Consider the following 15,156-nt stretch of genomic DNA (forward strand, 5'->3'; position numbering starts at 1 on the left):
GTGGCTTCCTGCGCGTGCGCTGTGCCTTGGCGGCCGACCGACCCTCACCCCAACCCCTCTCCCGTGGGGAGAGGGGCTTGCCCCCCCTTCTCACTCCGGGAGAAGGTGCCCCGAAGGGGCGGATGAGGGTAGGAGCAGCGCCTGGTGCAGTTGAAGCACTGCATGCGCTTCGCGCGTGGCACTGGGTGTGCACCCTATGCTCACCTCGCGGACTTTCCAATGAAGCCTGCGACTTCTACGCTCTTGCCCATGCCTTCCTTGCGTTTCGACAATCGTTTCGTCGCCGAACTGCCTGGCGACCCGGAAACCGGTCCGCGGCGCCGCGAGGTGCTGGGCGCGCTGTGGTCGCCGGTCGAGCCGACGCCGGTCGCGGCGCCGCGGCTGCTGGCGTATTCGCCGGAGGTGGCCGCCTTGCTCGGGCTGTCCGAGCAGGAGGTGCGGGCGCCGGAGTTCGCCGCGGTGTTCGCCGGCAATGCGCGCTATCCGGGCATGCAGCCCTATGCGGCGAACTATGGCGGGCATCAGTTCGGGCATTGGGCCGGACAACTCGGCGACGGCCGCGCGATCTCGCTGGGCGAGGCGCTGGGCGTGGACGGGCGGCGCTGGGAGCTGCAGCTCAAGGGCGCCGGGCCCACGCCGTATTCGCGCGGTGCCGACGGCCGCGCCGTGCTGCGCTCGTCGATCCGCGAGTTCCTGTGCAGCGAGGCCATGCATCACCTGGGCGTGCCGACCACACGTGCGCTGAGCCTGGTCGGCACCGGCGAGACGGTGGTGCGCGACATGTTCTACGACGGCCACCCGCGCGCCGAACCGGGCGCGGTGGTGTGCCGGGTGGCGCCGTCGTTCGTGCGCTTCGGCAGTTTCGAGCTGCCGGCCGCGCGCAGCGACACCGCCTTGCTACGGCGCCTGGCCGATCTGGTGATCGCACGCGATTTCCCGGCGCTGTCCGGCACCGGTGGCGCACGCGATGCGGCCTGGTTCGCCGAGATCTGTGCGCGCACCGCACGCATGGTGGCGCACTGGATGCGGGTCGGCTTCGTGCACGGGGTGATGAACACCGACAACATGTCGATCCTGGGCCTGACCATCGACTACGGCCCCTACGGCTGGGTCGACGACTACGACCCGGACTGGACGCCCAACACCACCGATGCGCAGGGGCGCCGCTACCGCTTCGGTACGCAGCCGCAGGTCGCGTACTGGAACCTCGGCCGGCTCGCGCAGGCGCTGGCGCCGCTGTTCGACGACGTCGCGCCACTGCACGACGGCCTGGAGCGGTTCCGTGCGGAGTATGCGCAGGCCGAGCGCGACAACATCGCGGCCAAGCTTGGCCTGGCGACCTGCGGCGACGCCGATGTGGCGCTGATGCGCGACCTGCTGGATCTGCTGCAGCAGGGCGAGGTCGACATGACCCTGTGGTTCCGCGGCTTGAGCGCGCTGCCGTTGACGCCGTGGACGCCGGCGCAGGCCCTGGCGGCACTGGCCGACGCGTTCTACGACCCCGCCAAGCTGGCGGCGCAGGCGCCGGCGTTCGAGGCCTGGCTGTCCCGCTATGCGCAGCGCCTGCAGCAGGATCCGCTGCCCGCCGCCGTGCGTGCGGAGCGGATGCGCGCGGCCAACCCGCGCTACGTGCTGCGCAACTACCTGGCGCAGCAGGCGATCGACCGCGCCGAGCAGGGCGACACCGGCGGCATCGACGAGCTGCTGGAGGTGATGCGGCGTCCCTACGACGAGCAGCCCGGGCGCGAGGCCTTCGCCGTGAAGCGTCCGGACTGGGCGCGCAGCCGGGCTGGTTGTTCGATGCTGTCGTGCAGTTCCTGAGCGGGGCCGGCGCGTGCGCTCAGGGCGCGGTCGCGCCGCGATAGCGCCAGGCGGCCAGGAAGGTCGCCACCACTTCCTCCGCCAGCGCCTGCTGCGCGGCCGCGTCCGGCGCCTGTCCGTTGAGCATCGCGCCGGGATAGGCATAGCCGAAGGTGGCGCCGATGAACGCGGTGGCGGCGAGGGTGGGGCGTGCGACCTGCACGTCGCCGCGCGCGTGCAGGGTCTGCAGCAAGGCGCTCAGGCGCTCGCGCAGGCGGCCGGCGCGGCGCTGGTGCAGCGACTGCAGCAGGTCCGGCATCTGCGCGCTGGCCTGCACCAGCAGGCGATGCAGGCGCAAGGCGTCGGGCGCGTACAGGTGCGCCGGCACGGTCAGCGCGATCTGCCGCAGGGTCGCGGGCAGGTCCTGCGCGGTGGCGCTGCCGATGTTCTCCAGCCGGGTCTGCAGCTCCTCGCCCAGGGCCTCGAACACCTGCATCAGCAGCTCGGCCTTGCTGGAAAAATGGTTGTACAGGCTCTGCCGGGTGAGCCCGGCCTGGCTGGCGATCTGTTCCAGCGACACGTCCAGCCCGTGTTCCAGCAGCAGGGTGCGTGCCGCCGCCAGCAGGCGTGGCCGCGCCAGTGCCGGCCGTCCACGCGGGCGCGCGGGGACGCCCGTTGTCGCCGGCTCGGACGTCGCCGTCGCAGTTTGCGCATCCTGGCGGCGAAGGGTTGTGCTTCCCTTCATGATTGTTTTTTTGTCTTTGAGTAAATTAAATGATCCTCCCCGCCGTCCCCAGGATCAAGCGCATGCCCGCGCCTTTCGTCCAGCGCCGCCGCGCGCTGCCGTTGCTGCTGTCCGTCGTCGTGCTCGCGTTCGCCGGCTGCAAGGGGGGAGGCAAGGCCCCGGCGCCGGCAGCGAAGACGGTGGAGGTGGTGACCCTGCAGCCGCAGAGCGTGCCGCTGAGCGTGGAACTGGCCGGGCGTACCGTGGCCTCGGAAGAATCGGAGGTGCGGCCGCAGGTCAGCGGCATCCTGCGCCAGCGGCTGTTCGAGGAGGGCGCCACGGTGCGGGCCGGGCAGCCGTTGTTCCAGATCGAGCCGACCCTGTACCAGGCCGCCGCCAACCAGGCGCAGGCCAACCTGGCCACCGCCGAGGCCACGCTCGCCGCCGCCACGCTTCGCGCCGAACGCTACCGCACCCTGGGCAAGACCCGGCTGGCCGCGCAGCAGGACGTGGACGATGCGCAGGCCGCCTACAAGCAGGCGCTGGCCAGCCGCGACGCGCAACGCGCGGCGCTGGACACCGCGCGCACGCAGCTGCGCTTCGCCACGGTGCTGGCGCCGATCGGCGGGCGCATCGGCCGCGCGCGGGTGACCCCCGGCGCGCTGGTCACCGCCAATCAGACCGATGCCATCGCCAAGATCCAGCAACTGGATCCGATGAACGTGGACATCACCCAGTCCGGCAATCAGTTCCTGGCGCTGCGCCGGGCGATCGCCGCCGGCGGTGTGCAGCCGGCCAGCACGCAGGTGCGGCTGACCCTGTCCGACGGTACCGCGTATCCGTTGCCGGGAACGCTGGAGTTCGCCGACCTCGACGTGGAGGAGACCACCGGTGCGGTGACTCTGCGCGCGCGCTTCCCCAATCCCGATGCGCAACTGCTGCCGGGCATGTATGTGCGCGCGCTGGTCGGGCAGGGCGTGCGCCAGCAGGCCCTGCTGGTGCCGCAGGCGGCGGTGGACCGCACCCCGCGCGGCGAGGCGGTGGCCTGGGTGGTGGGCGCCGACGACGTGGTGCGCCAGCGCGAGTTCACCACGCTGCGCGCGGTCGGCGACCACTGGCTGGTCGGCGATGGCCTCAAGCCCGGCGAGCGGGTGGTGGTGGCGGGCCGGCAAGGCCTCAGCGACGGCGCCAAGGTGACGGTGAAGACCGCCGCCGCCACGGCCGCGCCTGCCGCCAGCCAGGGCTGAGCCGGCATGCTGCCGCGTTTCTTCATCCACCGCCCGATCTTCGCCTGGGTCCTGGCCATCTGCATCATGGCCGCCGGCGCCATCGCCGTGTTCACCCTGCCGATCGAGCAGTACCCGGACATCGCGCCGCCCTCGGTCAACGTCACCGCCACCTACAACGGCGCCTCGGCGCAGACCGTGGAGGACAGCGTCACCCAGGTGATCGAACAGCAGATCAAGGGCATCGACCACCTGCTGTACTTCTCCTCGACCAGTTCCTCGTCGGGGCAGGCGCGGATCAGCATCACCTTCGACCAGGCGGCCAACCCGGACATCGCCCAGGTGCAGGTGCAGAACGCGGTCAACCAGGCGCTCAACCGGCTGCCGCAGGAAGTGCAGCAGCAGGGCGTGACCGTGGCCAAGTCGCAGGGCGACAGCCTGATGGCGGTGGCGATCTACGACCGCACCGACCGCATGGACAACGTCGACATCTCCGACTACCTGGTCAGCACCCTGCAGGACCCGATCAGCCGCATCAACGGCGTCGGAGAGATCAACGTGTTCGGCGCGCAGTACGCGATGCGGGTCTGGCTGGACCCGCACAAGCTCAACGCCTACCAACTGATGCCCGGCGACGTGCGCAGCGCGATCCTGGCACAGAATACCCAGGTCACCGCCGGCGAACTCGGCGCGTTGCCCACCGGCGCCGATCAGGAACTCAACGCCACGGTCACCGCGCAGTCGCGGCTGCAGACGCCCGAGCAGTTCCGGCAGATCATCCTGGCCACGCGCGCGGACGGTTCCAGCGTGCGCCTGGGCGATGTGGCGCGGGTGGAGATCGGCGCGGAGAACTATCAGAACAACGCCACGCTCAACGGCCACCCGGCGTCCGGCTTCTCGGTGACGCTGTCGGCCGGCGCCAATGCGATCGCCACCTCCGATGCGATCCACGCCACCATCGAACGGCTCAAACCGACCTTCCCGCCGGGCCTGGACGTGGCCTATCCGCGCGACAGCACGCCGTTCGTGCGCATCTCGATCGAGAACGTGGTGCACACCCTGGCCGAGGCCATCGTGCTGGTGGTGGTGGTGATGTTCCTGTTCCTGCAGAACGCGCGCGCCACGCTGATCCCCGCGATCACCGTGCCGGTGGTGCTGCTGGGCACCTTCGGCATCCTCGCCGCGGCAGGCTTCACCATCAACACGCTGACCCTGTTCGCGATGGTGCTGGCGATCGGCCTGCTGGTCGACGACGCCATCGTGGTGGTGGAGAACGTCGAGCGGATCATGCATGAGGAACACCTGCCGCCGCGCGAGGCTACCGAGCGCTCGATGGGCGAGATCACCGGTGCGCTGATCGGCATCACCGTGGTGCTGGGCGCGGTGTTCCTGCCGATGGCGTTCTTCGGCGGCTCCACCGGCATCATCTATCGGCAGTTCTCGATCACCATCGCCTCGGCGATGGCGCTGTCGGCGCTGGTCGCGCTGACCCTGACCCCGGCGCTGTGCGCGACCCTGCTCAAGCCGGTGGAGCAGGAGCGCAAGCTCGGCCGTTTCTTCCAGTGGTTCAACCGCAGCGTCGAGCGCGGCCAGCAGGCCTACCAGCGCCGCCTCGGCACGGTGCTGCAGCGGCCGCGGCGCTGGATGGCGCTGTATGCGCTGGTAGCGCTGGCGATGGTGGTGCTGTACATGCGCATGCCGACCGGCTTCCTGCCGGTGGAGGACCAGGGTCAGGTGCAGATCCAGTTCACCACCCCGGAAGGCACGCCGCTGGCCAAGACCCAGGCGCTGGGCAAGCGCATCAGCGATTACTTCATGACCCACGAGAAGGCCAATCTCACCGCGATCTTCATGGTGGTCGGCCGCAACAACGCCGGCGCCGGGCAGAACGCCGGCCAGGCCTTCGTGGCGCTCACGCCGTGGGGCGAGCGCAACCGCGACAACACCGCGCAGGCCATCATCGACCGCGCCAACGCGCATTTCCGCGGGGTCGGCGACGCCAAGATCAGCGTGCTGTCGCCGCCGGCGGTGCGCGGCCTGGGCCAGTCCAGCGGCTTCGAACTGTGGATCCGCGACAGCGACGGCGCCGGCCGCGCGGCGCTGCTGAAGGCGCAGCAGCAGGTGCTCAAGGAGGCCGGCGACGATCCGCAGCTGACCGCGGTGCGGCTCAACGGCCTGGGCGACAAGGCGCAACTGCAGGTGGACATCGACCACGCCCAGGCCAGCGCGCTGGGCCTGGCGCAGAGCGACATCAACGCGACCCTGGCCACCGCCTGGGGCGGCAGCTACGTCAACGACTTCATCGACCGCGGCCGGGTCAAGCGCGTGTACGTGCAGGGCGATGCGCCGTACCGCGCGCTGCCGGAGGACATCGCGCAGTGGTACGTGCGCGGCAGCGGCGGGCAGATGGCGCCGTTCGCCAGTTTCGCCAGCACCCACTGGACCCGCGGCCCGCAGTTGCAGCAGCGCTTCAACGGCCTGCCGGCATCGCAGATCCAGGGCGGCGCGGCGGCCGGCAGCAGTTCCGGCGAGGCGATGCAGCGGATGCAGGCGCTGGTGGCCAAGCAGGGGGGCTTCGATCTGCAATGGAGTGGGCTGTCCTACCAGGAGCAGTTGTCCAGCAACCAGACGCTGTGGCTGTACACCGCCTCGATCCTGTTCATTTTCCTGTGCCTGGCGGCGCTGTACGAAAGCTGGTCGATCCCGGTGGCGGTGCTGCTGGTGATTCCGCTGGGTGTGGTCGGCACCGTGCTGGCGACCACCCTGGCAGGCTTCGTCAACGACATCTACTTCCAGGTCGGCCTGCTGACCACGATCGGCCTGTCGGCGAAGAACGCGATCCTGATCGTCGAATTCGCCGAGGCGCGGCAGCGTGCCGGGCGACCGTTGCTGGAGGCGACACTGGAAGGCGCGCGGCTGCGCCTGCGACCGATCGTGATGACCTCGCTGGCGTTCGTCGCCGGTGTGCTGCCGCTGGCGCTGTCCACCGGCGCCGGCGCCTCCAGCCGCCGCGAGATCGGCGTGTGCGTGATCGGCGGCATGGTCACCGGCACCGTGCTGGCAGTGTTGCTGGTGCCGTTGTTCTTCGTGCTGGTGCGCGGCTTGTTTCGCGGGTCCGCGCGGCAGGACGCGAGCGCAGCGGCGACGTAAATCGTAGACCGACGAGGCGGCTCCGCGACGCGGTGCCGCCTTGCGACTAGACTTTGCGTTCCCCCACGCCATACGACTGTGCGATGAACGATTCCTCCTGCTGCGGCGCGCCCAGCGACGCACCGGCCCACTGGTCCGGCCGCATTCGCGATATCGCTGATTTCCCGAAGCCGGGCATCGTGTTCAAGGACATCACCCCGCTGCTGGCCGACGGCCCGGATTTCGCCTCGGCGCTGGACGAGATGGCGCGTCCGTGGCGCACCACGCCGCTGCAGGCGGTGCTGGGCATCGAGTCGCGCGGCTTCATCCTGGGCGCGGCGCTGGCGCACGAACTGCGCACGGGCTTCGTGCCGGTGCGCAAGCCGGGCAAGCTGCCGGGCAGGACGGTGACCCAGGAGTACGCGCTGGAGTACGGCAGCGACCGCATCGAAATGCACGCCGATGCGCTGCCGGCCGGTTCGCGCGTGCTGCTGGTCGATGACGTGCTCGCCACCGGCGGCACCTTGCGCGCGGCCCTGGCGTTGGCGCAGCAACTGGAACTGGAAGTGGTCGGCGCCGCGGTACTGGTGGAACTGCAGGCGCTGCGTGGACGCGATCGCTGGAGCGAGACCTTGCCGCTGCTGGCGACGCTGACGTACTGAGCACGGCCACTGCTCCTGGTAGCGCAGGTGGCGCGGCCGGGGATCGACGTATTGGGCGCGGCCGCGGCGCACATGCGTCGTGGCGATCGCGCATGGCGCGGGCGATGCCTGACGCTGCAACCGCAGGCACCGTGTCAGGTCGGGTAGATCACCGTTTCCAGGCTGGGGTCCGCATGCGCGGCGGCATGGCTTAGGTGGCCATCGAACGGACCGACCTTGCAGATCCGGCCGTCGTCGGCGAACACCAGCTGCAGTCCGTGTTCGGCTTCCCAGTCGCAGTTGCATTCCAGGCTGATGCGCAGGCGGCCGTCGCGGTAGCGGCTGACGTAGGCTTCGCTGCCGAACTGCACGTGCGCCCATATTTCGTCGGGACCGGCGATGTCCGGGCACGGCCATCCGTACTTGGCGCACAGCGCCTGCGTGTGCGTGTAGTAGGCGAACACGTGCGGCGCGGCGGCGGCGAAGACCGCGGCGTCGAGTTGCAGGAACGTCGCAATGGCGGACGCGGCGTCGGCCGGGATGTCGCCGGCGGCGCAGTCCTCCAGGATGAAACAGCAGGTATGGTGCATCCACGCCACCGGCACCGCCTCGCTCCACAGGTTGCCGTCCTCGTCCGGTTGCAGCGACGCCAGGACCTGCTGCGCCGCGGTCACAGCTTGGCGACCCGGAACCGGCGGCCCTTGATCTTGCCGGCCTGCAACTGCGCCAGCGCCTTGCCGGCATGGGCGCGGGCGATGGCGACGTAGGAGCGGGTGGGGTAGATGGCGATCTTGCCGATCGCCGCGCCGGACAGCCCGGCATCGCCGGTCAGCGCGCCGAGGATGTCGCCGGGACGTAGCTTGTCGGTCTTGCCGCCGTCGATGCGCAGGGTGACCATCGCCGCCTGCGGCAGCTGCGCTGGCCGTGCGGTGGCCAGCGGTGCGCGCGACCAGCGCAGCTGTTGGCCCTGCTCGGTTTCCAGCGCCTGCGCGCGCGCGGTCTCGCGCGGCGCCACCAGGCTCAGGGCCAGGCCGTGCTTGCCGGCGCGCGCGGTGCGGCCGATGCGGTGGCGGTAGGTCTCGGTGTCGGTCGGCAGTTCGTAGTTGATCACCGCCGCCAGGTCTTCCACGTCCAGCCCGCGCGCGGCCACGTCGCTGGCGACCAGCACGTTGCAGCTGCGGTTGACGAAGCGCACCAGCACCTCGTCGCGGTCGCGCTGTTCCATGTCGCCATGCAGCGCCAGCGCGGAGAAGCCGAACTGCTGCAGCGAGCCGGCGACCTCGTCGACCTCCTTGCGGGTATTGCAGAACACCACGCTGGATTCGGGAGTGAAGCGCAGCAGCAGGCCGGCCACCGCCTTCTGCCGGTAGGTGGGGTCGACCTCGAAGAACTGCTGGTCGATCTCCGGCGCGCTGTCGGCGCCTTCGACGGTGATTTCCGCCGGTTCCTTCAGCAGGTCCCGCGCCAAGGCGCGGATTTCCTCGGGGAAGGTGGCCGAGAACAGCAGGCTCTGCCGGTGCTTGTCGCAGCGGCTGGCGATCTCGCGGATCGGCTCCTCGAAGCCCATGTCGAGCATGCGGTCGGCCTCGTCCAGCACCAGCGTGCGCACCCCGCCCAGGTGCAGCGCGCGCTTGCGCGCCAGCTCCTGGATCCGGCCGGGCGTGCCGACCACCACCTGCGGGTCGTGCGCCTCCAGCGAGGCCAGTTGCGGCGCCAGCGGCATGCCGCCGGTCAGCACCACCAGTTTCATGTTGGGAATGCCGGTGGCCAGCTTGCGCAACTGCTTGCCGACCTGGTCGGCTAGTTCGCGGGTCGGGCACAGCACCAGCGCCTGCGCGCGGCTCAGCGCCGGATCCAGCTTGTGCAGCAGGCCCAGGCCGAACGCCGCGGTCTTGCCGCTGCCGGTGGGCGCCTGCACGATGACGTCCTGGCCGGCCAGGATCGGCGGCAGGCTCTGCGCCTGCACCGGGGTCATGCGGGTGTAGCCGAGCGCGTCGATGCCGGGCGCGAGCGCCGGGGAAAGGGAGAGGGTGGCGAAATCGTTCATGCGGCATTTTAGCTGGTGGGGCCGGGACTCGGGACCCGGGACCCGGAACGTCAACAGCAAAAGGGCATTTCGACTCGCACGACGCGCCGCTTTTTGCTTTCCGGGTCCCGGGTCCCGGGTCCCGTACAATACGGCATGCCTCTTATCACTCTGCAGAACCTCGACTACAGCGTCGGCGGCCCCTTGCTGCTGGAAAAGACCGACCTGTCGATCGAGCCGGGCGAACGCATCGCCCTGATCGGCCGCAACGGCGCCGGCAAATCCACCCTGATGAAACTGATCGCCGGCGAGCTCAAGCCCGACGACGGCGAGGTCCGCGTGCAGCAGGGCGTGCGCATCGCCCGGCTGGAACAGGAGGTGCCGCATGGCGCCGCCGGCAGCGTGTTCGACGTGGTCGCCGACGGCCTGGGCGAACTCGGCCATTGGCTGGCCGAGTTCCATCGGCTCAGCCATGCCGCCGAATTCGACGGCGATGCGCTGGGCGCGGTGCAGTCCAAGATCGATGGCGCCAATGGCTGGGCCCTGGACCAGCGGGTCAACGAGACCCTGACGCGGCTGGAACTGGATGGCGACGCCGAATTCGCGCGGCTGTCCGGCGGCATGAAGCGCCGCGTATTGCTGGCGCGCGCGCTGGTCTCGGCGCCGGACCTGTTGTTGCTGGACGAGCCCACCAACCACCTCGACATCGAGGCCATCGACTGGCTGGAAGGCTTCCTCAAGGGCTGGAACGGCAGCGTGGTGTTCGTGACCCACGACCGGCGTTTCCTGCGTGCCCTGGCCACGCGCATCGTCGAGATCGACCGCGGCCAGGTCAGCAGCTGGCCGGGCGACTGGGCCAATTACGAGCGCCGCCGCGAGGAGCGGCTCAATGCGCAGGCGCAGGAGAACGCGCGCTTCGACAAGCTGTTGGCGCAGGAGGAAGTGTGGATCCGCCAGGGCATCAAGGCCCGGCGCACCCGCGACGAGGGGCGTGTGCGGCGGCTGGAAGCGATGCGCCGCGAGCGCACCCAGCGCCGCGAACTCGGCGGCAACGTGCGCATGGAGGCCGCGCAGGGCGAGTCCTCCGGCAAGAAGGTGATCGAGGCCAAGGACCTGAGCTTCGCCTTCGGCGCGCGCAGCATGGTGCGCGACTTCTCCACCACCATCCTGCGCGGCGACCGTATCGGCCTGATCGGCCCCAACGGCAGCGGCAAGACCACGCTGCTGAAGCTGCTGCTGGGCGAACTGACCCCGGACCAGGGCGAAGTGCGCGCCGGCACCAATCTGCAGGTGGCGTATTTCGACCAGTACCGCGCCACCCTGCGCGAGGACTGGAGCGCGATCGAGAACGTGGCCGAGGGCCGCGACTTCATCGAGGTCAACGGCAAGCGCAAGCACGTGCACGCCTACCTGCAGGACTTCCTGTTCACCCCGGAGCGTGCGCGCGCGCCGATCACCCGTCTGTCTGGCGGCGAGCGCAACCGCCTGCTGCTGGCGCGGCTGTTCGCGCAGCCGTCCAACCTGCTGGTGATGGACGAACCGACCAACGACCTGGACGTGGAAACCCTGGAGCTGCTGGAAGAACTGCTCGGCGACTACAGCGGCACGCTGTTGCTGGTCAGCCACGACCGCGACTTCATCGACAACGTGGTCACCTCGACCATGGTCATGGAAGGCGACGGCCGCATCGGCGAATACGTCGGCGGCTACAGCGACTGGGTACGCCAGCGCCCGGCGACGCCGGCCAGCGCGATGGCGGTGGCCAAGGCCTCGGCCACCGCGGCGGCGACCACGCCGGTGGCGGCCGCTGCAGCGGCGCCGGCGCCCGCGCCGGCCAAGCGCAAGCTCAGCTACAAGGACGCGCGCGAACTGGAGCAATTGCCGGCGCGGATCGAAGCGCTGGAACAGCAGGTCGCGGCGCTGACCGAGGCGATGGCCGACCCGGCGTTCTATCAGCGCGACGCGGCGGCGGTGACCGCGCATACGCAGGCGCTGAGCCAAGCGCAGGCGGACCTCGATGCGGCGTATGCGCGGTGGAGCGAGCTGGACGGTTGAAGAGCCGGGGCTCGGCACAAACACCCTGGGCCTGCGGCGGCAACGAACACGGCGGCCGCTTTACCGAGATCAAAGACCGGATGCGTGGGCGTTGGGGGGATCGCGTCGGGGCTGAAGCCCCTCCCACATGGGGCATGTGCGGTGGCCTGTTGTGCGAGCGGTTCTCGGCGCAGCGCGGTCAGATCAATCCGACTCGGCGGGCGCTTCCGCTTCCTCGCTGCCGCCCACGAATGCGACGAAGCTGACGCCGTCCTGCGCCCACTCGCGGGCGACGTCGTCGAGAATGTCCAGCAGCACGTCGAAGGCCGGCTGCGCCACCGCCTGCAACTGCCCGGCGTCCTCTAGCAGCAGCGCGTAGCCGCGCGGGGAGGGCAGCCAGGACAGGTCGCGCAGGCCGTCGGTCAGCGCGTCCCAGTTGCGGCCGAAGCCGGGCGGGAAGTCGAGCTGCGCGGTCAGCCGCATCAGCAGCATGGCCTTGCCGGTGCAGCCATGCAGGTCGATCCGGCACAGCCGCAGGCCGGCGTCGCGGGCTAGGGCGGCGACGCTGTCCAGGTCGCGGTTGGCGACGCGGTAGAGGCCGGAGGCGGCCGGCTCGGCCAGGTTCAGCGCGAACGGGAAGCCGCTCATCGCGCCGGCCCCGCGCCACCGACCTGGAAGCTGCGGAAACTGTCGTAGTGGTCGTCGCTGTAATACCAGACTTGCGGCGGCGTGCCGCCGGTGACGATGCGGCGCGTGCCGCGATGCGACAGGCCTGGCGTATCGACGGTGTACTCGCGGTAGTAGCCGCGCGGTTGCGCCGGCAGGCGGTTCTCGCGGTTGCCGAACACGCTGCCGTCCTGGCGGTGCGGGAACGGGCCGCCGCGCTGGATCAATGCCACCGTGGCGCGGGCTTCGGGCGGCAGGAATGCGGGCAGCTCCGGCGCCGCCGCTTCCGATGCGGCGGCTGCCTTGCCGGGCGCGGTGTACGGCGCCTGCGCGGCCGCGTCGAGCGAGGGCGCGAATTGCTGGTGCGGCGGATGCTGCAGCCCGCGGATGCCCCACAGCCCGCCCACCAGCAACACGATGGCGGCGATCAACAGCACGGGCTTGCGCATGGACTCTCCTGCAGGAACGGCGGCGGCGCGCGGCATGGCGCTATCGCGCACAGTATGGGCCGGCCTGCCTGTTCCCGCTCTAAACGCCGCCGGTCACCGCCGTGACGCAGGCGATTCACATCCGACTAACCCGGGCGTGGGGCATGGTAGGCGCCGATTCGCTAGGCCGGTCGGCACCGCCGCCGCGGGATGGGACGATGTTTCCCCAGCCGCGCCCTTGGTAAGGTCGCCGACCGTCCCTACCATTGCTCACGCAACGCTCGTCCTTTCGACGGCGAAAGTCCAGGAGAACCGCATGGCCTACACCCTCCCCAAGTTGCCCTACGCCTACGACGCGCTGGAACCGCACATCGATGCGCAGACGATGGAGATCCATCACACCAAGCATCACCAGACCTACATCAACAACGTCAACGCCGCGCTGGAAGGCACCGAGTACGCCGATCTGCCGATCGAGGCGCTGGTGTCCAAGCTGAAGTCGCTGCCGGAGAACCTGCAGGGCCCGGTGCGCAACAACGGCGGCGGCCATGCCAACCACTCGCTGTTCTGGACGGTGATGGCGCCCAACGCCGGCGGCACCCCCAGTGGCGACGTCGGCAAGGCGATCGACAGCGAGCTGGGCGGCTTCGACAAGTTCAAGGACGCCTTCACCAAGGCTGCGCTGACCCGCTTCGGCAGCGGCTGGGCCTGGCTGAGCGTCACCCCCGACAAGAAGCTGGTGGTCGAGAGCACCGCCAACCAGGACAGCCCGCTGTTCGAGGGCAACACCCCGATCCTGGGCCTGGACGTGTGGGAACACGCCTACTACCTGAAGTACCAGAACCGTCGTCCGGACTACATCGGCGCGTTCTTCAACGTGGTCGACTGGAAGGAAGTGGAGCGCCGCTACCACGCCGCGATCGGCTGATCGCGCGCCAGCGCTGCACCATGAAGAAGGCCGGGTTCGCCCGGCCTTTTTTTGTGTGGATGCCCGCCATAAGCGCTGGAAGTGCGGGTGGGGCGTGGCTGCCAGGTTGGTATGCTGCCCTCGCGCGCGTGACCAGCGTGCTTCAGCAGCGATGGCGGCCTATGCCGCATTGGCCGCCGCTTGCGCCGCTGCGTCGCCAGGGCGCGCTAAACCTTTGGCGTGCAGGCGCAGGAGCGGCTTCAGGGCAGCTCTGCCAACGACGAAAGACAACTGGCAGCAGCGGCTTCAGCCGCGATGGGCGTTACCGGGAATGCTTTGTCGCGGCCGAAGACGCTTCTACAGATGACGCTGTGCGTGACGAAAGCAGGGAATCGGCGATGCCCGATCGTTCCGGTCCGATGGCATGCCGATGCCGATCCACCCCCATGCGCCGCATCGCAAGGCGGTGATCGCACGGCGCGCGAACGTGCCCAGCCTGCCGTCCGCTATGGCGCCGGTTGCAGCGATGTCGGTATCGGGTCCAGCGGTTGCAGCGCCATCAGCAGGCCGCGCGTGCCGGCCACGGGCAGGTCGGGCGCCGGCGCGAGCAGGCGTGCGCCGTGCAGCGGGCGGAAGTGGCCGCGTTCGAAGAACACGTGGTCGGCCGCCGCCGCCGTGCCTGGCGCACGCACGTCGATCCGGTTGCGCGCCGATTCGCCGCGTACGCTGCCGTCCTCGAAGCGCGTTGCCAACGGCGCCAACTCGGGCGCACGCGCCGCGGCGAAGAAGCCACCCGCCAGCAGCGACGGCACGCCCTCGGCGGTGGCATCGATCCAGGCCATCAGGTCCTCGGCCTGTTCGCGGCGGCTGGCGCCGCCGTCGCGCGTCGCGTGCAGGCGGGTGAAGTAAAGGTTCACCGGCTGCCCGTGCAGGTCCACCCGTACCAGGCCGGCGACACTGTAGTCCTCCAGCGGATGCAGCAAGGTCTCGGCCTCTTCCAGCACCGGCAGGCGGGTCAGCAGCGCATTGCCGCGGCGTTGCGGCCGGCTGGGCGGATCGGGGCTGATGAAGTGGCAGTGGTAGCCCAGGCGCGCGGCCAGCCATTGCGCCTGGTTCGGCATCTCCGGCGTCTGCAGCACCTCCTGCAGGGCGATGGCGTCGGGATGCAGGCGCTGCAGGGCCACGGCAATGCGCTCGCGACGTGCGATCCAGTCGTCGCCGTCCTGCGTGGCGCGCGGATCCGGGGCGAGCGTGAGCGTGACCACGGTGAGGGCGGCGTCTGCCGTGGCCGAGGCCGTCGGCACCGCGTCCGCCGCCACGTGCGCCTGCGCCAATGCCGCCACGGCCAGCAACAGCCAGCCGGTGCGATGCCATCGGAAGACGCGGGGAGTCATGCGGGCGATGCTACGGCGCAGCGTCTCAGGGTTGCGTATACAGCCGATGGTGCTGCGGCGTCCGCCACACAATCGGTGCCGCGCAGGTGGCAATGACGAACATCGCCCCACCTCCGGCGCGCACAGGCGCGGAGGCGGGGCGGGGACCGGTACACACGGCGCGCGTGCGCCGCGCGCCTCG

The 15,156-nt window shown here is 70.1% G+C and carries 12 protein-coding genes; 6 read left to right on the forward strand and 6 right to left on the reverse strand.

What is annotated here, in order from left to right:
- Positions 1-249: 249 nt before the first annotated feature.
- On the forward strand, positions 250-1,821 hold the full coding sequence (locus ACHWVH_RS09145; protein WP_394687027.1) for a YdiU family protein: 1,572 nt from the start codon (positions 250-252) through the stop codon (positions 1,819-1,821).
- Between the two features lie 19 nt (positions 1,822-1,840).
- Here the strand turns inward: ACHWVH_RS09145 and ACHWVH_RS09150 are convergent, their stop codons facing one another.
- Positions 1,841-2,545 (reverse strand): TetR/AcrR family transcriptional regulator, encoded by a 705-nt coding sequence (locus ACHWVH_RS09150; protein ID WP_267111477.1) that lies wholly within the window; start codon positions 2,543-2,545, stop codon positions 1,841-1,843.
- Positions 2,546-2,607: 62 nt separating this feature from the next.
- On the opposite strand from ACHWVH_RS09150, the gene ACHWVH_RS09155 reads away from it, so the two are divergent.
- The 3 genes from ACHWVH_RS09155 (at position 2,608) to ACHWVH_RS09165 (ending at position 7,541) form a co-directional block, all read left to right on the forward strand.
- Positions 2,608-3,771 carry an efflux RND transporter periplasmic adaptor subunit gene (locus ACHWVH_RS09155; protein ID WP_394687028.1) on the forward strand — a complete coding sequence of 388 codons (1,164 nt, stop codon included), beginning with the start codon at positions 2,608-2,610 and terminating at the stop codon, positions 3,769-3,771.
- 6 nt (positions 3,772-3,777) lie between these two features.
- On the forward strand, positions 3,778-6,900 hold the full coding sequence (locus tag ACHWVH_RS09160) for an efflux RND transporter permease subunit (RefSeq protein ID WP_394687029.1): 3,123 nt from the start codon (positions 3,778-3,780) through the stop codon (positions 6,898-6,900).
- 83 nt (positions 6,901-6,983) lie between these two features.
- A complete protein-coding gene (locus ACHWVH_RS09165; protein ID WP_017909319.1) occupies positions 6,984-7,541 on the forward strand; it encodes an adenine phosphoribosyltransferase in 558 nt (185 codons plus the stop codon).
- A 134-nt stretch (positions 7,542-7,675) separates the two neighbouring features.
- Here the strand turns inward: ACHWVH_RS09165 and ACHWVH_RS09170 are convergent, their stop codons facing one another.
- The gene (locus ACHWVH_RS09170) at positions 7,676-8,194 is read right to left on the reverse strand and encodes a DUF6985 domain-containing protein (protein WP_295925991.1); all 519 of its coding nucleotides are present in this window, start codon (positions 8,192-8,194) and stop codon (positions 7,676-7,678) included.
- Entirely contained in the window at positions 8,191-9,567 is a 1,377-nt protein-coding gene (gene dbpA / locus ACHWVH_RS09175; protein ID WP_295925993.1) for an ATP-dependent RNA helicase DbpA, read from the reverse strand. The genes ACHWVH_RS09170 and dbpA overlap by 4 nt, the downstream gene beginning before the upstream one ends.
- Positions 9,568-9,702: 135 nt before the next feature.
- On the opposite strand from dbpA, the gene ACHWVH_RS09180 reads away from it, so the two are divergent.
- Positions 9,703-11,601, forward strand: coding sequence for an ATP-binding cassette domain-containing protein (locus ACHWVH_RS09180; protein ID WP_152181709.1), 1,899 nt, complete (start codon positions 9,703-9,705; stop codon positions 11,599-11,601).
- A 183-nt stretch (positions 11,602-11,784) separates the two neighbouring features.
- On the opposite strand, the gene ACHWVH_RS09185 is transcribed toward ACHWVH_RS09180, so the two are convergent.
- Together ACHWVH_RS09185 and ACHWVH_RS09190 are read right to left on the reverse strand one after the other, a co-directional pair.
- A complete protein-coding gene (locus tag ACHWVH_RS09185) occupies positions 11,785-12,228 on the reverse strand; it encodes a barstar family protein (protein ID WP_267123969.1) in 444 nt (147 codons plus the stop codon).
- The gene (locus ACHWVH_RS09190) at positions 12,225-12,695 is read right to left on the reverse strand and encodes a ribonuclease domain-containing protein (protein ID WP_267123968.1); all 471 of its coding nucleotides are present in this window, start codon (positions 12,693-12,695) and stop codon (positions 12,225-12,227) included. The genes ACHWVH_RS09185 and ACHWVH_RS09190 overlap by 4 nt, the downstream gene beginning before the upstream one ends.
- A 295-nt stretch (positions 12,696-12,990) precedes the next feature.
- On the opposite strand from ACHWVH_RS09190, the gene ACHWVH_RS09195 reads away from it, so the two are divergent.
- On the forward strand, positions 12,991-13,602 hold the full coding sequence (locus ACHWVH_RS09195) for a superoxide dismutase (RefSeq protein ID WP_043092253.1): 612 nt from the start codon (positions 12,991-12,993) through the stop codon (positions 13,600-13,602).
- A gap of 485 nt (positions 13,603-14,087) precedes the next feature.
- Here ACHWVH_RS09195 and ACHWVH_RS09200 read toward each other — a convergent pair whose 3' ends face one another.
- On the reverse strand, positions 14,088-14,975 hold the full coding sequence (locus ACHWVH_RS09200) for an endonuclease/exonuclease/phosphatase family protein (protein ID WP_017914071.1): 888 nt from the start codon (positions 14,973-14,975) through the stop codon (positions 14,088-14,090).
- Positions 14,976-15,156 lie beyond the last annotated feature (181 nt).

Origin of the sequence: uncultured Xanthomonas sp. (genome assembly GCF_964278005.1) — a bacterium.
In the GTDB taxonomy this organism is placed as follows: domain Bacteria; phylum Pseudomonadota; class Gammaproteobacteria; order Xanthomonadales; family Xanthomonadaceae; genus Xanthomonas_A; species Xanthomonas_A sontii.